This window comes from Flavobacterium soyae (assembly GCF_021245985.1).
Classification (GTDB): domain Bacteria; phylum Bacteroidota; class Bacteroidia; order Flavobacteriales; family Flavobacteriaceae; genus Flavobacterium; species Flavobacterium soyae.
Map to the genome: position 1 here is coordinate 20200 of NZ_JAJQXA010000027.1, position 19756 is coordinate 39955.

10 protein-coding genes are annotated in these 19756 nt (G+C 35.6%); 5 read left to right on the top strand and 5 right to left on the bottom strand.

Translation table 11 applies throughout. The annotated features are described in order from the left end of the window. Positions 1-120: 120 nt before the first annotated feature. From LUU93_RS21030 to LUU93_RS21050, 5 genes are all read right to left on the bottom strand, one after another. Positions 121-1758 (bottom strand): glycosyl hydrolase family 18 protein, encoded by a 1638-nt coding sequence (locus LUU93_RS21030; protein ID WP_232683141.1) that lies wholly within the window; start codon positions 1756-1758, stop codon positions 121-123. Positions 1759-1898: 140 nt separating this feature from the next. Continuing rightward, positions 1899-4568, bottom strand: coding sequence for a beta-1,3-glucanase family protein (locus LUU93_RS21035; RefSeq protein ID WP_232683142.1), 2670 nt, complete (start codon positions 4566-4568; stop codon positions 1899-1901). A 177-nt stretch (positions 4569-4745) separates the two neighbouring features. Further along, positions 4746-8702 carry a family 16 glycosylhydrolase gene (locus LUU93_RS21040; RefSeq protein WP_232683143.1) on the bottom strand — a complete coding sequence of 1319 codons (3957 nt, stop codon included), beginning with the start codon at positions 8700-8702 and terminating at the stop codon, positions 4746-4748. Between the two features lie 432 nt (positions 8703-9134). Further along, the gene (locus LUU93_RS21045; RefSeq protein ID WP_232683144.1) at positions 9135-12065 is read right to left on the bottom strand and encodes a triple tyrosine motif-containing protein; all 2931 of its coding nucleotides are present in this window, start codon (positions 12063-12065) and stop codon (positions 9135-9137) included. 577 nt (positions 12066-12642) lie between these two features. Continuing rightward, a complete protein-coding gene (locus LUU93_RS21050) occupies positions 12643-13674 on the bottom strand; it encodes a LacI family DNA-binding transcriptional regulator (protein ID WP_311202641.1) in 1032 nt (343 codons plus the stop codon). A gap of 188 nt (positions 13675-13862) precedes the next feature. On the opposite strand from LUU93_RS21050, the gene LUU93_RS21055 reads away from it, so the two are divergent. From LUU93_RS21055 to LUU93_RS21075, 5 genes are all read left to right on the top strand, one after another. Next, positions 13863-14312: a NanQ anomerase/TabA/YiaL family protein gene (locus LUU93_RS21055; RefSeq protein ID WP_232683145.1), complete on the top strand. Its 450-nt coding sequence runs from the start codon at positions 13863-13865 to the stop codon at positions 14310-14312. A gap of 184 nt (positions 14313-14496) precedes the next feature. Then, the gene (locus LUU93_RS21060) at positions 14497-15309 is read left to right on the top strand and encodes an SDR family oxidoreductase (protein WP_232683146.1); all 813 of its coding nucleotides are present in this window, start codon (positions 14497-14499) and stop codon (positions 15307-15309) included. Positions 15310-15439: 130 nt separating this feature from the next. Beyond that, the gene (gene uxuA, locus LUU93_RS21065; RefSeq protein ID WP_232683148.1) at positions 15440-16624 is read left to right on the top strand and encodes a mannonate dehydratase; all 1185 of its coding nucleotides are present in this window, start codon (positions 15440-15442) and stop codon (positions 16622-16624) included. A gap of 183 nt (positions 16625-16807) precedes the next feature. Continuing rightward, positions 16808-18619 (top strand): glycoside hydrolase family 2 protein, encoded by a 1812-nt coding sequence (locus tag LUU93_RS21070; protein ID WP_232683149.1) that lies wholly within the window; start codon positions 16808-16810, stop codon positions 18617-18619. A 167-nt stretch (positions 18620-18786) separates the two neighbouring features. Next, positions 18787-19350 carry a DUF2911 domain-containing protein gene (locus LUU93_RS21075; RefSeq protein WP_232683150.1) on the top strand — a complete coding sequence of 188 codons (564 nt, stop codon included), beginning with the start codon at positions 18787-18789 and terminating at the stop codon, positions 19348-19350. Positions 19351-19756 lie beyond the last annotated feature (406 nt).

The following is a 19756-nucleotide window of genomic DNA, read 5'->3' on the forward strand; positions in this document are numbered from 1 at the left end:
TTACAATACTGATAAAAAAATTAACCGCAAAGAGCGCTAAGTTTTACGCAAAGTTCGCCAGGTAATTTATTGCCTTTGCGAACCTTGCGTTTTTTCTTTGCAAACTTTGCGGTTAAGAACTTATTTTTTAATAAAACGTCTTACCGTTTTGATTCCATCTTTTTCCAATGAAATCAGGTAAATTCCTTTTTTCAAACCAGCAACATTGATGCTGTTGTTGTTTACTGTTTGTGATGAAACTGCAGCACCGCCTTCAGAATTGATAACGCTTACATTTGCTCCGGAAACTTCTGAACTAAAGAAAAGTGTATCTTCTGTTGGGTTTGGATAAATGGTAACGCTTGCAATATCTGCAGGAGTTTCAGCAGCCGGAGCAGATTTAGCCGCTAAACCAGAAGCTGATTTTGTGATTCTAAACCAGTTTAAATTTACTCCCGAAGCTTGAATATAGATTCCGAAATTATACGTTCCGGCATTTACATTTACAGTTTGCGTAATCGTCTGCCAGTTTTGCCATCCACCTGTATTTGGTACATTAACGGCACCAAGCTGAATTGTTCCTGCATTTAAATCAGATGATAATCTTGCTCCATTAACAGCACTTGCCACTCTGTATTCAATTACATAATTACCAGATGTTGGAAAGTTAATATTGTAATATGCCATCCAGTCTCCTGTATCAGCATAACCTACATTTAAACCTCCGCCTGTATCTGTTGTAGTTTCTGTTTGAACACCGCTCATTGTATTATAACTTTCGGCTTGTATTAAAGTTCCTGTTCCAGGAGGATTACTTCCAGTAATTACCTGATTGATGGCTGTTAATAATGATTTAGAACCTGTTGCATCCTGAGATAATTCCCAAATCATAACTCCGCCTGCGTTTTGAATCGCAAAAGTTGTTTTTGCTTTGATTGTTGGAATTCCGTTATAGTAAATCGTATTTCCAACCTGATCTACATTTTCTGCTCCCGGATATTGAGCTACAATATTCGCATAAGAAATTCCCTGATTTGCTGATGCTCCAAAACCATATCCGTAAAATGGTAATCCAATAATAGCTTTACTTGCAGGTAATCCTCTTCCTGTCCAGTAATTAAACTGGTTTACGGCCATACTGTATGGAGAATGCTGCCCGGGATTGTTTGGCGCCCAAGGCCCAGTTGCATCATATGCCATGATATTGATCCAGTCATAAGCCGCAAAAGTAGATGAAGGTACATTTGCACCACCATATCCTTCTGAAAGCGCTGCTGAGATCAGTTTACCATTGGCATGCAGTTTATTTGCCAAGGCAATAACAAATCCGCCGTAATCGCCATTAATTGCCGGACCTTCTAAATCTACGTCAACTCCGTCAAAATTGTGGGCGACCACATAGTCGTAGATTTTTTGGATAAAAGCCGTTCTGTTTGCCGGAGTAATCAAATTAAAATAATTGTCGCGAATGGCACCGCCTTCAGAAATGGCACCTCCTCCAAGGGAAACAAAAACTTTAATGTTTTGAGCGTGCGCTGCATTAATAATGGAATTGCTTCCAGAGTTGAAAGTCAAATATCCATTGGCATCAGGATTTTCGAACGCAATATTAATGTGCGTTAATTTACTGTACTGAATGGTACTTGAAAAGGCATTCAAGTCTATCCAGTTTGGAATGTAGGCTATAACTTTTTTCTGCTGAGCTGTCGCTAAATTAAAAACGCCCAACACTAAAATAATTACGCATTTCTGCAGCATTCTTTGGTAATTGTTTTTCATAATAATTGTTTTAATAGATTAATAAACTCGTAAATAAGGGGACGGTTATTTGAGTTGTACTTTTTTGATTTTAAATTTCAGACTTTAGATTTTACAAATGGCTGTAAATCAATCTAAAGTCTGAAATCTAAAATCTAAAATTATTTCTTTATGAAACGTTTGATCGTCTGTTTACCATCTTTTTCAAAAACAATAAAATAGATTCCTTGTCTCAAATGCGAAACATCAAAACTGTTGTTATTGATTTTTTGAGATGCTGCAGTAGACCCCGTTTGTGAATCGACTATTTTTACGCTTCCGCCAGAAAGATCTGTCGTTACATAAAGTGTATTTTGAACCGGACTCGGATAAACATTCAGCGCAATTTCTGCAGGTTCTTCTACAGGTTCTACCGAAGCTGTTTTTGCAGCAGCACCCGCACCTACTTTAGTAATTTTAATCCAGTTGATGTTCATTCCGGTATTTTGAATATAAATTCCGAAATTGTATGTTCCTGCATTTACATTTACCGTTTGCGAAACCGTCTGCCAGTTTTGCCATCCTCCGGTATTTGGAATATCAACATTTCCTAAAACAATAGTTCCTCCGTTTAAATCAGATGATAATCTTCCGCCTGTAACAGCACTTGCCACTCTGTATTCAATTAAATAAGAACCTGTTGTTGGGAAATTGATGCTGTTATACGCTAACCAGTCACCTGTTTCTGTGTAACCAACATTTGAGCCTCCGCCTGTATCTGTAGTGGCTTCAACCTGAATGCCGCTCATTGCTGAATAATCTTCGGCCTGAATTAAAACCGAAGTCTGAGAACTTGTCGCCGGAACTAATTTCCATTGTCCGCAAGTTTGGTTGTTGTTATCCCATTGCTGAATAATGGCTCCAGAAGCTGTACTTGCTCCGGCAACTTCAACAATTCTTCCGCTGTGTCTTGCCACGATTTTGTAATATCCGTCTCCAGTTGAAACCAATACAAACTGCTGATTTGTAGTTGCATTGTATGGATATTGCTCTAAACGCGCACCGTTTGCTTTATTGAAATTATTGATATCTAAAGACTGGCTGCTGTGATTGGCAATAATTTTATACAATCCATCTCCTAAATGTGTAAAGGTGAATTTCTGATTATTTCCAGAATTAAGCGCACCTTGATTAATTCCTGCTCCATTAGACAAACTTGCATTCCAAACGTCCATATATAAACCACTGTTTCTGTTTTGTAAAAAGAAAGTCTGGTTTCCTAAAGTTGTAGTTCCGTTTGCAAGGATTCTAATAGAAGTTACTTTATCATTCCAGGTTGCGTTTAAACAAGAATTATCAGAATTAATTACCGTTGAAGCTCCTGTAAAATTATCATCCTGATATAAAATCGCCTGATATCCTTGTGTGATTTTTAATGAAGAAATATCATCATTTAAAACACCTAAAGTATTTAAACGTGCTAAGTTATAATCTCCAATTGTTAATCCGCCAGAGAAACCTGTGTAGTTACAATCTTTATAAACCGTAATAACATCTGTCGAAGCCGGAACAGTAGGAACCGTTCCTGCATAACCTCCAAAAACTGCAATTACTTTTGTTGGCTGCGGCGAATGTAATGATGGTGACTGATCTGCAACATCATCATAAGCAAATCCATACGCTAAATTATCAATGCTGATTCCCGGTAAATGCCAAAATTTAGAATAGTGGTTTGTTGGGTTCACCTGATAATATTTTGAGGCATCGTACCAGTTTTGCTGACCCGGATTTGCTGTTGTAGTATTTACAACGTGTCTGTTAATAGCAGCGGTTAATTGCGCCTGAATCACAAGATCTAAATCTCCGTCGACTAATCTTCTGTCCAAAACACCTTTTCCTTCAAGCGCCTCCTGAGTACTTGGTCTGTATTGAACTCTTCCTGTACGGCCAACAAATCCTCCAGATTGTCCAACCATTTCAAGCTGCTCACCAATAACTCTTCCTTTAAAAACTCCGGCGTCTCCGGCATAAAAAATTAAATCTTCATTTTTATATTTATTCCAGATCGCGTCGATATAAGATTTTAAATAATTGGCTTGCGGTCCAACTGTTGTTCCTCCTGTTCCATCTGCAAAAGCAGGCGTTTTTGACGGAGCTGTAATTTCACCTGTTGTATTGTTTACACATCCTTGAAATTCTGACGGAACATTTGCTTTAAAAGCGGCAACAATATCAGCGTGGTTTTTTAATTCTCCAACTTTCTTTTGATATCCGTTTGCACCAAATAATTCCAGTCCCATTGGATATTTATACGAATCAACTCTTGAAGGATTTCCGAAGAAACCATATTGATTGTTCGTCAATTCGATTATTTCATATAAAATTCCCTGATTTGGGTCTGTTGCATTCAACGGATTTGGCGATGTATATCCCGAAGGAGCTCCATTGGCACCAAAAAAGTAAAAATACAACTGCGAACCTTTAGAAATAAAAACTCGGCAGCCTGCAATTAAAGGCAGCGTAAAAGTTTTGTTTGGAATTTCGCTCAGCTTGGTAAAACAAGCCGCATATTTTGAATTTTGTCCCGGTCCGGTATTTCCGCCAATTGTTGGCCCCGTAACGGTATTATAAGATGAACTCATTGGTAAAACCTGACTTGTTTTGGCATTTACCCAAACATGGTTTCCGGTGGTATAATCGATACCAACAATAGCTACATACAATTCATTATCATTAAATGTAGAAGTATTACTAATCGTAAAAGGAATTGCACCCTGCCCGAACATAAAATTTGAAAACACCAGAAAAAGTGCTGTCAGTAGTGAAAATCTTTGAAGTTTATTTTTTTTCATATCTAAATAATTGTGGGTTTATGTAAATAGATTCTAAACTAAAGTCATTTTTAAATCATGACTTTTTAATCATCCGTCAGGTGCAATTATTTGGTGCTATCCATTTAAATTTAATTCCAGCTTACAATTGAATGAGAGGGTTTATTTTAAAACAAACTACACCCAACGGATTTTTAATTATTTCTTAATTAGCTTTTTTGTCCAGCTTTTTTGATCTGATTTGAAATTCAGAATATAAATTCCTTTTGTCAGTCTGCTCAAATCAATTACGCTTTCACTCGCTTCTTTCTCCGGTTTATTCTGAAGAACCAGCGTTCCTGAATTGTCATAAATCGTGATGATTTTGTTGTCTAAATTTTCAGGAATTGCAACTTGAATATAGTTACTTGCCGGATTTGGATAGATGGCAAAAACAACACTTTCCGGAGCACTTTCTTCAACTATAACATTCGCTTTTTTAGCTGCCGAAGCTGATCCATACGCTTCGATTTCATATAATGAATATCCGTAAGGAGCCAAAGCTTTTGTTGTACATAAAATACGCAGGTATCTTCCTGTTCCACTTACGGTTAAATCATCCGTTCCTCCATCGCTGGCAGTTTGTGTGTTGATTGTTTCGTTTTCGGTAAAAACGTTATCTGTAGAAAGCTGTACTTTATATTGCGTTGCAAAAGCGGCTTCCCATTTCAATACTACACGATTCAGATTGTAATTACTTCCTAAATCAACATAAATCCATTCAGTAGCATTCGCAAAAGAACTTGCCCATCTTGAAACTGTTCCGTCTCCGTCTGTAGCTTTACTGGCTGACAATGTTGCATTTTCTTCTGTAGAAGCTGTAGCCGTTTTTGACAGAGCTAAATTTACATTCGGGTTTGCTGTAATATTTCTAACAATAACATCGCTGAAAACTCCAGTTCCTAAAGTTCCGTTTGCGTGAGAAGTAACCGCCATTCCAACATAAATGGTATTCGCCATTGTAATTGTTTTTGGAGTTCCAAGTTGTGTCCACGTTGTACCGTTATCAGATGTATAAGAAGTAAATACATTTCCTGCACGAACCACACGAACCCATTTTGGAGCTGTTCCCGCGGCAACATCTGCAACCGTTACTCCCGAAGTAGCATTTCTTGATAAAAATTCAACGCCGGCAGCTGGTGTAACATCTGTCATAGCATGTTTAGAAGTTGCTGTAAGTGTTTCTCTAAACATTACTCCCGCTTTTGCATATGTATTCGTATTGGTTAACGAATTTACTTTGGCAATAATTTCGGCATCACCAGTAATAGATTGATTTACAAACTGAAATTGATCGCTGGTTTCCCAAATATCCGTTCCCGAACCTTTTATAGTGAAAGTTCCGCTAGAATGTGTGGCTTCTCCCGCTGGTGTTACCGCACCTAAATCTGTACTAACCCACGGTGCAGGTAATCCAACTGGAGTTTCTGTCGAAACTAAATTTAAAGCTCTTAAATTATCAAAATAATATGTGTTTCCAGAATTTGTTCCCGGTTCATACAAGAAAACAAAACGGTTTACTTCGCTGTCTAAAGTCGAAGCGTCTGGCGTGCTTACATAAGTAAAAGTTACGGTATGCCAAGTATTGGTTTGTTTTACAACTCCCTGATAAATACTGTGTCTTCCTACCGGATAATTTGACGGAACCGAAGCACTGCTTTCTGCCTGCCATGAAATAACAGATCCAACCGGAGCCGATGTATAAACATCCATTGCGAATTTTTTAGTTCCTGCTTTGAAATCTCCAATATTGGTTAAAGTCGTATTAAATGAGAAGTTATCATATAATTCTGTTGACTTACGAACATATCTTCCAACATTTGATGAAGTATTAATTCCTGTCGCACTTGGGTTAGCTACGTTTGCTGTGTAAGTTCCGATAGCGTCTCTAAATGTAATATTGTGAACCGTTTGATAATCTTCGTAAACAACTCCAGGCGTAAATGTATCTGGAAGTTTTGTTGCTCCAATTCTGATATTATCAAAATAATACGTATCGCTTGTAAAAGATCCTGAGTTAAACAATAAAACCATTTGGTTTACAGCCAAATTCGAAGTTCCGGCATCTGGACTTGAATTGTAATAAAAAGTCAAAGTTTCCCATTGGTTTTGTTTCGTCGTAATCGCAACATAATTACTGTTTCTTCCCGTTGGATAATTGGCAGGAAGTGAAGTTGCGCTGTTTTCTAAATTCAAACTTACAACCGTACCAATTGGCGCCGATGTATACACATCGATCATGATTTTATTCGTCTGATTTTTTAATAAACCAGCATCTTCAATCGTGCTTTGTGTATTAAAGAAAAGTACATCGTATTGTTCAGTTACGTTTCTAACATATCTCGCCACATTTGCAGACGAGTTAACAGCGTTTGAACCCGGATTTGCCACTACAGAATACGTTCCCGTTGTAGTTCCTTTTATAATTTTGTTGATGCCGTCGTAATTCTGCAATACGTCTGTGGCAACAATTGGTTTTTCTGGTGTAGCTCTTGTAAGCAAATTATCAAAATAATAAGTTGCTCCAGAATTTGAATTGGATTCAAAAAGTAAAGCCACATTATTAATCGTTAAAGCGCTTGTATTTGCATCGATAATTTTTTCAAATTCAAACTCAATCGTTTCCCATTTATTCTGAACTGTTGTAGTTGCTTTGTAACCGCTGTGTCTTCCTAACGGATAATTTGTCGCTGTGGTTACATTACTATTTTCTAACTGCAATGAAACCTTAGTTCCAACCGGAGCCGATGTATACAAATCAAAAGAAATTCTTTTTCTGCCGTATACATAATCATTCGCATTGCTGATAACTACATTTTTGATATTGAAAACATCGTACAATTCAGAAGAGTTACGAACATATCTTCCAACCAAAGCCGAAGTATTGATTCCGGTTGCAGAAGGATTTGCTACGGCTTCAGTCAAAACTCCTGTTTTGTTTCCGTAAACAACATTTCTGTTCGTTTGAAAATCTTCCTGAATTTTCTCTACAGGAATTGCAGGTTCTGTCGCTACAGCCAGTTTATATGTATTGGCCGTACAGCCAGAAGTTGTTGCTGTTACCGAAACATCTCCGCCTGCAGTTCCCCAATTTACAGTTACGGCATTTGTTCCCTGCCCAGCCGTAATTGTCGCTCCCGCAGGAACTGTCCAATTGTACGTTGCGCCGGTAATAGCGTTTATAGAATACGTTTTACCCGTTTCGTTTTGATACACTTTTGCATCTCCGGCAACGCCATATTTATAACTTCCGTCATAAACACGAACATAATCTACCTGTAATTTTGCAGGGAAATCAGCTGGAATGGGTGCTACTCCTGCCCCATTTACACTTGTATAAGGCGTTCCTGCACTACCAACAGCCAGATTTAAAATAATATAAAACTGATTATCGTTAAAAGGCCATCCGCCGTTTACAGTAGTATTTGGAGTTGCGGTGTGAAATAAAACATCATCAACATACCATTTTATAAAATTTGGTCCCCATTCTACCGCATACACGTGAAAGTCTGTAGATAAATCTGTTGGAGAACTATAACTTCTTCCTGTAAAATGATATCCGTTTCCATCATAATGAATTGTTCCATCTACAGATTGCGGGTTTCTGTGTTTGGCTTCCATGATATCAATTTCACCAGTATACGGCCAGTTTCCTCCTACCGGAAGCATCCAGAACGCAGGCCATGCACCTTGTCCGTTTGAAAGCTTCATGCGGGCTTCAACTCTTCCGTATTTAAGAGAATACTTTCCTTCTGTAGTTAATTTTGAAGAAGCATAAGGCTGATCAGGAAATGCACCATTCGGCTCGTATTTTGCCTGAATGTTCAAATAACTGTTTGCTCCTTCTTTTACAATTGTCGCCTGATTTGGATCGTAACGCTGAGCTTCTGCATTTCCGAATCCGCAAAGTGCCGGACAACCGTTTCCTGAAATACTCTGCCACTTGGTTAGGTCGACAGTAGTACCGTTAAATTCATCAGACCAAACCAATGTTTTACATTGTGCCTGGACTTTTAAAATTGGCAGCAGCACAAATATTGCAGCAGCCAAAAATCGTTTAAAATAATAGAAATTGTCTTTCGGTGGTCGGCCGAAAAAAGAGTCATTTTGATTCATTTTTTTTAGTTTTTTGTTAGTAAAGTTTATTACCGCTACAAAAACCTATTTTACAGAAATGGGTTCTTATTTTAATAATAATCCGACAATATTAACAAATAAATCAGGCTACACTTACATTTTTGAGTACGGTTTGACTACGGTGATTTAAAAAAAATGCAGAAAAAAGGCGTAAAACTACTTAGGATATTACTTACGAGATAAAATCCCTTTTTTTAGAAGTTATTCTTAATCGTAAAGGTTGTAAAAAGCTGCAAGAGATTTTAAAGGTGTGAAAAATTCTAAACACATAGAAACATAGATTTTCTTCTTGCTTCTTTATTTGAGATTATCAAAAAGCTTGCTTTTACACATAGCTATGTTTGCTTAAACTAGTGAAATGCCTTTTAATAGACAAAGCCAAACTATGTTCCTATGTGTTTAAATAATCATCTAAAAATTTAAAATGAATTCTGTGATATTTGCATCAGACGGAAGCTGCAATTTTTTTCGAATTCTGTATCGGGTATCTTCCACTCCGCGAACAGAAATTCCTAAAAGCGGAGCAATTTCTTTGGTATTAAAGTTCATTCGCAGATACGCACACAATCTCATATCGCGCGGAGTAAGTTCTGGGTAACTGTTTTTCAGCCTCTGCATAAAATTGTCATGCAATTGATTGAAGATTTCCTCAAATTCGTTCCATTGCTTATCGCCTTGAAGTTCATGATCGATCAGCTTGTTTATTTTGGTTAACAAACTAAAGTTTACACCTGGTTCGTTTTTCTTATCGATTTGGCCAATCAGCTCTTTTATTGAAAGCAGGATTTCGTTTAAATGAATAAGATTCACCGTATTCGAAGCTACTTTTGCATTTTTAAGATTTATCGTAGTCTGCAGGTTTTCGCGAACAATGGCCATATTTTCTTGTTCCAATGTCAATCTCTGTTCATTAAGTTCGGCACGGCTGCGCAGCAATTCTTTTTCCTGATTGAGGATCAATTGCTGGCGATCTCGTTCTGCCACAGATTTTTGATATTTAATAATCAAATAAATGACAATACTATAAAGTATAAAATACAGAATATAAGCCCAGATCGTTCTGTACCAAGGCGGTAAAACTTCAAAACGAAAAACGGCTTCTTCACTTACCACATCATAAATGTTTTTTGCCCTTACATGAAAAACATATTCGTTTTCAGGTAAGTTCGTGTATTCTTTTTCTGTCTGAAGACTGTATTCTGACCATTTTGGTTCAAAACCTTCCAGCCAGTATTCGTATTTTGTGGCATCGGCTTCATCATAAAAAAGCGATGAAAAAGAAAAATGAAGCGCATTATGGGAATGCGATAAAACATTTGATATTTCTTCACACGCCTCTTTTGTTTTATTTGGAAGCACATCAAATCGGCTTGAAAATAACAGACTGTCTTTCGGAAAAATACATTTAACCTCTGAAATTACCGCTTTATATTTCGTTTGATATTGCTTGTTTTTAATGGTGTTATAATGAATTAAACCATCCTGCGTACCAAAAAACACATCTCCCGTGGCTGTGGTTTGTATATTCTCAAAACCCGGAACGTATAAATATCTGAGTTTTCTAAAAGGCAGTTCTTCAACCTCAAAACTTCCATTTGGGTTTTTAGTTATTTTTCCGGTATTTTCTCCAGATACGTACCAGACATTATCCTGATTATCCGATTTTAATAAACGAATATGATTTTCCATTCCGAGATATTTCCTAAAAACGGGTTCGGGAATCATTTTCTTCGAATGCGAATCTTGTTTGTAAACTCCTTTTGTTGTTCCAAAAAGAATTTGATTATCTATTTTAAAAGTATTCAAAAACAAACTCGACGGGAAACCATTCTTTTGATTGTAAAATTCCACTTTTGAAACCGCATCGAATGTTTTATTAAACTGAATTTTATAAATTCCTTTGTAACCGTGAGCAATCCAGAAATCGCCGTTTTTATCGGTTTCGATAACACGGCTGCTTTCTTCAAAACCTTTTATTTTATTTTGATAAACCCACGTATTATTTATTTTTTTGAGAAGATACATTCCGTTATAACCGCCAACGATCAATAAATCAGGATGATTAGGAACTAATATTCCTTTCCAAGCTCCATCTGTTTTTGCCAATAATTTTGCCGAATTACCGGAAACTTCAAAGATTCCGTTTTTTTCGAAAGCCAAAAGTGAGCTTCCAAAAACACCAATATTCCAGACATTTTCAGACATGCCTGAAACGTGCTGAAAGTTTGCATTTTCATGTTTTCCGTTTTTATAAGAAAGCCAATCCATCCAAAACAAACCGTTGTCTGTCGCGATATATAATTTGTCCTGATAAATCTGGCTGCAGTATATTTTGGTTTCTGAATTTGAAGTATCTAAAACTCTGGATAACGGCGAAGAAATTTGAATGAGTGAAATTCCTTCCTTTAGCGTAACCCATAAATTGCCTTCTTTATCAACCTTTAAATTCGTTACATAATCGTTTTGCAAACCCGTTTGTTTGTTGATATGCTGAATCAAACGTCCCAAACCATCTATGACTATCAACCCAGATTGACGGGTTCCAATTCCGAAATATCCATCAGAAAGCTGAATCCCTGTAGAAATTTGATTTTGCTTCAAAACATTATCGGCTTCTGTTACAAATGGCTTTAGCTGATTATCTTTAAAAGTAAAAAGTCCGTTTTTTTGTGAAAGCAATAAAAGTCCGTTTTTGGTTTGAAAGATTTTTCGAATCTTCATTCCGGCAAATTGATCGCTGTTTGTAATCGCCGTTAACGCATTATTTTTTAACTGCAATAAACCTTTTGCATTATCTAAAACATAGATTTCCTTATTGACTTCAAAGAAATCATCAAATTTTACATTAGACTTTAAAACCTTGATTTTATTGTTCTTGTAGATAAGGATTTCTTCATAAGAGAAAAAAATCACTTCGTTATTTCGGATAACGGTATGCACCACATCGCCAAAGTTTCGCGCCGATTCCGGTAATAATTTTACTAAAGATGTATATTGATACTGCCCGTTTGGCAATTGAATGGCATAGCCAAAATCGCCTTGGGCGCCCACATACATTTTGTCGTTTTTGTCGATGGCAAGCGAGCGAACCATACTTTTGTTTTCGGGCTGTGTTACAATGCTCCAGCGAACACCATCAAACTGCATAATCCCGAAGTGATTGGCAAAAAACATCATTCCCTTAGAATCCTGTAAAACATCCCAGTTTTCTGAAGCGGCTTTATACGTTTTCGGATTATAATTGGTTATAAAAGGAATTCCAATTTTTTTTATCTGCGCCTTTACAATTGGAGAAATAAATACTATCGATAAAACTAAAATTCTAATTATACATTTCGTCATTTTGTTTCTGTCTGTAGGTTATTGTGTGATTTTTGGGAATCACATTTTAGGAAATTGACTCTTGGGGAAAGCCATTTTCCAGGCAAAAAACATTCATTTTCATAAATGTATTAATAACAATTATTCACTATTATCAAACTAAAATAGAGAATATCGAAATTCAAATATATAAAATTTTATTTTAATGCAACAAATTACATTATAATCAAATAATTTAGTAATTGTAAGATTAAATTTTAAAATCCAAATCTTGTCATTGTAAGAAATGAAGCAACCACACTAACAAAGATCACAAATTGATTTAACACGTGAGATTGCTTCGTTCCTTGCAAAGACCAATCTTTGTGGATCTACGGGTCTGATTGCTTCGCCAGTTCGCTATCGCTCGTGTCCTCATTCCTCAAAAATGACAAGATTATGGAAAAATAATTCTCCTTCAAAATAATTTCTAACTTTCAAACATAACCTGCGGTTTCAACCGTGGGTTATGTTTGAAATACTGTTTGCTTACAGATAGTTTATTAAAAAATAACCTGCACCGATCCGTTTAATCCGTAAAACCCGTGGGCAATTAAAATCATCGCCTAGCAGGAAAATAATTCTCCTTTAAGATAATTTCCAGCGGAATATAATGTGTGCGTTCTGTGTCTTCCTGAAGAACTAGTTTTTTGTATAAATAATTGATTCCCATATAACCTTGACTTTCGGGTCTTTGGTTGATTAAAAAATCGATTACGCCTTTGTTTAGGTATTCGATATTTTCATTTAATAAATCGTAACCAATAATTCGGATGCCTTTTATATTATTTTGTTCCAAAAATCTAGCAACAATATATGCCCTTGAATTGGGAACAAAAACACTGCTGATTCCTGAAAACATTTCCAGATTCATCTGATCAATTCCCGAATCTTTAATGGTTATTTCTGAAAATTTAAAATTCGTGAGTTCTTCATTATCTTTAAAGAAAGAATAAAATCCGTCGATTCTCTGCAAATACACCGATGTACTTTCGATTTCACGGGTAATTTTAAAAATCAGAACATGTCTTTCGTTTTTCACCGCAAAACTGATTAATCTTCCTGCCAAATAGCCGCTTTGAAAAGCATCCTGACCTACATAAGCATGATTGTCTTCGTTTGAAATATTCGAATCGATCATCACTACCGGAATATTTTTCTTTTTATATTCATTTAAAAACTGAACCGAATCGTCGTAAAATATTGGAGCGAACAACAAGCCGTCGCAATCGAACTCTAATACTTTTTTGACTGATTCCTTAAAAGAAACAGCATTAAAATCATAAAAGAAATAATCCAGAACGATTCCGAATTTGCTAAACTCCAAAGCAGCTTTCTCAATACCATCAACCTGACTTCTCCAATATTCTAATTTTTCATATTTAGGAAGAAAAACCGCAAAATGAAACTTCTTATTTAAAGCCAGATTACTGGCCAAAATATTTCGCTTATAACCAAACTCTTCAATTATAGCATTGACTTTGTCTACAGTTTCCTGTGCAGCCTGACCCCGATTATGAATAATCCTGTCTACAGTTCCGGGCGAAACATTGGCTAATTCAGCAATTTTTTTAATTGTTATGATATTGATTCTTTTTTAGTTAAAATAATAAAAGCTCTTTGGTATAATTCGTTTTTTTTGCAAAAATAAGTTGTTTTACATTACAATTTACATACATTTGTAAAATACCGTGTGCGTACACGTAAAAATACACATAATATAAAAACGGCAAACATTTTTTATATTATTATTTCGAAAATCAAAACAAAACTTTACCAATGATTGTAGATTCATTACATAATGCAGCTAAATATTATAGTCTGCACCCCAACTTTCAAAAAGCTTTTGAGTATGTAAATCAAACTGATATTGCTAGTCTTGAAGCGGGAACTATAGAAATTAATGAAGGCTTAAAACTAATCGTGATTCACGGTGACGGAAGTACGAGAGAAGAAAGTATTAAAGGTTTTGAATGCCACGATAAAAACATTGACATTCAAATTTCAATACAAGGCCCTGAAACTTTTGCGTGGAAACCGAGAGAAAAATGTGTTAGCCCGAATGGAGATTACAGCGACGAAAGAGATGTTCGTTTTTTCCACGATAAACCGGATATGTTTTTTGAACTTCAGGAAAAACAATTTGCGATTTTATTTCCAGAGGATGTTCATGCGGCAATGATTGGTGAAGGCTTTTTGAAAAAACTGGTATTTAAAGTTAAGATATAAACTATAAAATTAAACATATAGAAACATAGATTTTTTGAGTTGAAAAGTTTATCCGGAAAAACAGGTTTTCACACATAGCTAAGACGTAAAAACTATGTTTGTTAATGCAGGTGAAACGCCTTTAACAAGTTCTGAAACTATGTTTCTATGTGTTTAGAAAAAATTATAACCTATAAAAATAAGAATGGATTCAATATTTAATCTAAAAGGAAAAATTGCTCTTATTACGGGCGGTGCCGGAGTATTAGGAAGCAACTTTGCAAATGTTTTGGCAAAACAAGGTGTTATTGTCGGGATTGTCTCTCAATCAATTGAAAAAGCGGAAAAAACCGTACAGCATATAGAAGCTCATGGCGGGCGGGCATTTGCTGTTCAGGCAAATGTTTTAAGTAAAGAAGAATTAGAAAAAGCAAAAGATTTTATCGTTGAAAAATATGGTCGTTTAGATATCCTGATTAATGCAGCCGGAGGAAATATGCCGGGTGCAACGATTCAGCCGGATCAGGCAGTTTATGATATGAAAACTGATGATTTACAAAAAGTTATTGACTTGAATATTATTGGAACAATGCTTCCTACTCAAGTTTTTTCGGAGCTATTTGCAAAACAGAAATCAGGAAATATCATCAACATTTCATCGGCATCGGCACAAAGACCATTAACCAGAGTTGTAGGTTATTCTGCTTCAAAAGCGGCAATTGACAATTTTACACAATGGATGGCGGTTGAATTAGCCCAGAAATATGGCGAAGGAATTCGTGTAAATGCGATTTCTCCGGGATTTTTTATTGGAGAACAAAACCGTGCTTTATTATTAACTCCAGAAGGAAAACTGACCCAAAGAGGCGAAAAAATCATAGATCATACGCCAATGGGAAGATTTGGAACTCCGGAAGATATTGACGGCGCACTTTTATTTTTATGCAGCGATATGTCAAAATTCGTTACAGGAATAACCTTAAAAGTTGACGGCGGATTTGCCGCAACAAGTATTTAAGATTTCTCACGTCCTGCAATCCTGAGGCTTCAGGACAAAACCCGGCAGGTTTAAATTAGTCATTTCTATAAATTAAAATACCTGCAAGGTTTGTAAAACCTTGCAGGAAATAAAACAAAAAACATAAAACATGGAACAAACATTAAGATGGTTCGGACCAAATGATCCTGTTTCTTTACAAGATATCAAACAAACTGGAGCAACCGGAATTGTAACAGCTTTACATCATATTCCAAACGGAGAGGTTTGGAGCATTGACGAAATCATTAAACGAAAAGTTGAAATTGAACATAAAGACGGAGATCCTAAAAAAGGTGCTTCAGGTTTAACCTGGTCAGTTGTAGAAAGTATTCCGGTACATGAAGACATTAAAAAACAGACTGGAAATTATCTTCAATATATTGAAAATTATAAAGAAAGTATTCGTAATCTGGCTTTGTGCGGTATTAAATGTGTCTGCTACAACTTTATGCCAGTTTTAGACTGGTCAAGAACAGATTTATCATTTACGGTAGAAGACGGTTCTAAAGCTTTACGTTTTGATATCAATGCTTTTGCGGCTTTCGAATTGTTTATTTTAAAAAGACCAGGTGCAGAAAACGAATATTCTGATGTACAGAAACAAAAAGCAAAAAGCTATTTTGAAGCAATGACTCCAGAAGACAAAGTAAAGTTACAGCAGAACATTTTGGCTGGACTTCCAGGTGCCGAAGAAGCCTATACGGTTGAAGATTTCTTAGTAACCTTAAGTGCTTACAATCATATTGACAGACAGGCTTTGAAGAATAATCTTTTTCATTTTCTAAAAGAAATTATTCCTGTTGCTGAAAGTAAAGGTGTTTTGATGGCGATTCATCCTGATGATCCTCCTTACCCAATTTTAGGTCTGCCAAGAGTTGTTAGCACAGAAGAAGATTTGATGGAATTAATGAATGCTGCTCCTTCTCCATCAAACGGATTTACAATGTGTACAGGTTCTTATGGTGTTCGTGCCGATAATGATTTGTCTGGAATTGTGAGACGTCATGGCGATAAAATGAATTTTATTCATTTAAGAAGCACACAACGAGACGAAGAAGGGAGTTTCTACGAAGCAAATCATCTAGAAGGTGACGTTGATATGTACGAAGTTGTAAAAGCAATTTTGGAAGTTGAAAAAAGAAATAATAGTCAATTGCCAATGCGTCCAGATCACGGACACCAAATGCTGGATGATTTAAAGAAAAAAACAAATCCGGGTTATTCTGCAATTGGACGTTTACGAGGTTTGGCAGAATTGCGAGGGCTTGAATTAGGGATTAAACGATCTTTATAAGAGCTTTGCCACGAAGGTACAGGATTTTTCTCTCGAGATTTTGCTGATTTAGCAGATATGGTTATAAGTCTAGTTTGTCATTCAAGGAACGAAAAACTAAGCCTAAAGTTAATCTAAAAAAGTTCCGTAGGAATGAAAGATAGGTAAAACGATAAATAATATTACGCCAAAAAAATTATAAGAATGAAAAAAGTCCTAACATTACTACTTCTAGCCACATTTTGTGCCGGACAATCACAAGGTTTAATCTCGAATGTTCCAAACAGAAATACCACATCATTAAACGGTGTCTGGAATTATATTGTCGATCCTTATGAAACAGGTTATTACAGTTTTCACCACGATGTTTATGACAAACAAGCCAAACCTTCAAATGCTGCTTATTTTAATAATTATCATGCTCAAAACAAACAGGAATTGGTAGAATACGATTTTGATAAATCACCAAAAATCAATATTCCGGGTGACTGGACCTCTCAGGTTCCTGAATTGAAATATTACGAAGGAACAATTTGGTTTAAAAAATCTTTCGATTATAATCTAAAAGCTAATAAGCGTCTTTTCCTGTATTTGGGTGCCATCAATTATAAAGCCAATGTTTATTTAAACGGAAAAAAACTGGGAACACATGAAGGTGGTTTTACACCATTTAATTATGAAGTTACCTCGATTGTAAAACCAAAAGACAATTACTTGGTCATTAAAGCGGATAATACCCGTCATAAAGAAGATGTTCCGACAATTAATACCGATTGGTGGAATTATGGCGGAATTACACGCGATGTTACTTTAATTGAAGAAGAAAGTTCTTTTATAGAAGATTACACAATTCAGCTTAAAAAGAATAACAATGCTGTAATTTCGGGTTTTATCAAAATCAATAATTTAAATACTGCACAGAATCAGGCTTCGATTTCGATTCCAGAATTAAAAATCAATTACAAAGGAAAAATTGGTGCTGACGGAATGTTGAATTTTGAAATCCCAGCTAAAAAAATTTCATACTGGTCTCCGGAAAACCCAAAATTATATGATATTACGATCGATTTTAACGGACAGAAATTAAACGATAAAATTGGTTTCAGAACTATTGAAACTAAGGAAGATAAGATCTTATTAAACGGAAAACCAATCTTTTTACGCGGAATTTCTATTCATGAAGAAAATGCTAAAGGCGGGCGGGCGAATTCTCAGGAAGATGCCCTGCGTTTATTAAACTGGGCAAAAGAATTAGGCTGTAATTATGTTCGTTTGGCACATTATCCGCATAACGAAAACATTATCAGAGAAGCTGATAAAATGGGATTAATGGTTTGGGAGGAAATTCCGGTTTACTGGACTGTAGAATTCACCAATAAAAATACCTATCAAAATGCCGAAGATCAATTGACAGCTGCGGCAACAAGAGATAAAAACAGAGCTTGTATCATAATTTGGTCAATGGCAAATGAAACTCCAATTTCTGATGCGAGAAATGCATTTATTAAAAAATTAGTAGATCATACCAAAACTTTAGATAATACAAGACTGATCAGCGCAGCCTTATTAACGCAAAGTGATTCTGCAGGATTTGGAACTATCAATGATGCCATTGGTGATTATTTAGATATTATTTCTTTTAATCAATATTTAGGCTGGTATGGCGGAAAACTTGAAGATGCTGAGAAAATCTTCTGGAAAACCAAATATAATAAACCAGTAATTGTTTCTGAATTTGGAGGCGATGCCAAACAAGGTTTACACGGAGAGAAAAATGAGCGCTGGACAGAAGAATTTCAGGAATATTTATACATTCAAAATTTAAAAATGATTGAAAAGATTCCGCATTTAAGTGGTTTAAGCCCTTGGATTTTAGTTGATTTCAGGTCACCAAGAAGACTTCTTCCGGGAATTCAGGACGAATATAACCGTAAAGGTCTAATCTCAAACGACGGGAATAAAAAGAAAGCTTTTTACATTATGCAAAACTGGTATGAAAAAAAGAAAAAAGAATAAAAATTATGCTTCTGTAAAATGATAAAAGAAAAACATAAAAGCTCTCTATGTCATTCTAAATCAAACATAAGAACTGTTACCAATTCATTAACAAAAAACAAACTGTAATTATATGATTTTTATTCATTATTAACTTACTTTGTGGTAATCCTAAATAAAAAACTATTATGAAAAAATTTAGTTTACTGGCAGTTATTTTATTTGCTGCCTTTACAGTTCAAGCACAAGAAGTAGTGAAATTTGCTCCGCTTGATGCCAGTCCGGTTGATATTTCTTATTTCCCGAACAAAGCAGTAAAATTCAAAAAATCTGATAATCCTAACCCGGTTATCAAGGTTATTTATGCAAGGCCTTCTGTAAAAGGGCGTACCATTTTTGGCGATTTGATTAAATACGGAGAAGTTTGGAGAGTTGGTGCTAACGAAAATACCGAAATCAAATTTTACAAACCAGTAACGATTGGCGGTAAAACTATTCCAGCCGGAACTTATAGTTTATTTGCTATTCCTGAAAAAGACAAATGGACAATCATTATCAATAAAGAAATTGATTTATGGGGTGCTTATGCTTATGATGAAAGTAAAGATGTTGTAAGGGTTTCTGTTCCTGTAAAACCTGTTTCTGAGGTAATCGAAGCTTTATCAATTGCTTTTACAACTCAAGGTTCTGTCGCTAATCTTGTTATTGGATGGGATAAAACAACTGTTGAATTACCAATTACGGTTAAATAATTAATCGTTTTACCGATACAAAAAGGAAACTTTAAAAATGTTTCCTTTTTTGTTTACAAGCAAAATTTAAAGCTCCGGCGGAGTACAATATTTATAGCTGATAAAATTCACACAGGAACTAAGATTCAGAGGAGCGATATATCTCCCCGCTGGGGTTCTATTACATACGTCAGCATATTATTTATAAATATTTCATCCCTTCGGGATTTAATATTAAACTTTGAAATACTATTCTGTATCCACTACATACCGCGGTTTCAACTGCGGGCTATATTATAGATGAGGCTGTCTCAAAAGGACAGCTTCTTTTTTTTGGTAAAAACAAGATTGTCCACTAAAAACATTAATTCAGGTTTTTCGGATTCCACTTTCAAGATAATTTTTTATTTCTTGCTGATTTTAGGTA

Excerpts from the sequence above, each read along its gene's own strand:
- LUU93_RS21030 (WP_232683141.1), bottom strand. The coding sequence starts at position 1,758 with ATGAAAAACAATTACCAAAGAATGCTGCAGAAATGCGTAATTATTTTA.
- LUU93_RS21035 (WP_232683142.1), bottom strand. The coding sequence starts at position 4,568 with ATGAAAAAAAATAAACTTCAAAGATTTTCACTACTGACAGCACTTTTT.
- LUU93_RS21040 (WP_232683143.1), bottom strand. The coding sequence starts at position 8,702 with ATGAATCAAAATGACTCTTTTTTCGGCCGACCACCGAAAGACAATTTC.
- LUU93_RS21045 (WP_232683144.1), bottom strand. The coding sequence starts at position 12,065 with ATGACGAAATGTATAATTAGAATTTTAGTTTTATCGATAGTATTTATT.
- LUU93_RS21055 (WP_232683145.1), top strand. The coding sequence starts at position 13,863 with ATGATTGTAGATTCATTACATAATGCAGCTAAATATTATAGTCTGCAC.
- LUU93_RS21060 (WP_232683146.1), top strand. The coding sequence starts at position 14,497 with ATGGATTCAATATTTAATCTAAAAGGAAAAATTGCTCTTATTACGGGC.
- uxuA (WP_232683148.1), top strand. The coding sequence starts at position 15,440 with ATGGAACAAACATTAAGATGGTTCGGACCAAATGATCCTGTTTCTTTA.
- LUU93_RS21070 (WP_232683149.1), top strand. The coding sequence starts at position 16,808 with ATGAAAAAAGTCCTAACATTACTACTTCTAGCCACATTTTGTGCCGGA.
- LUU93_RS21075 (WP_232683150.1), top strand. The coding sequence starts at position 18,787 with ATGAAAAAATTTAGTTTACTGGCAGTTATTTTATTTGCTGCCTTTACA.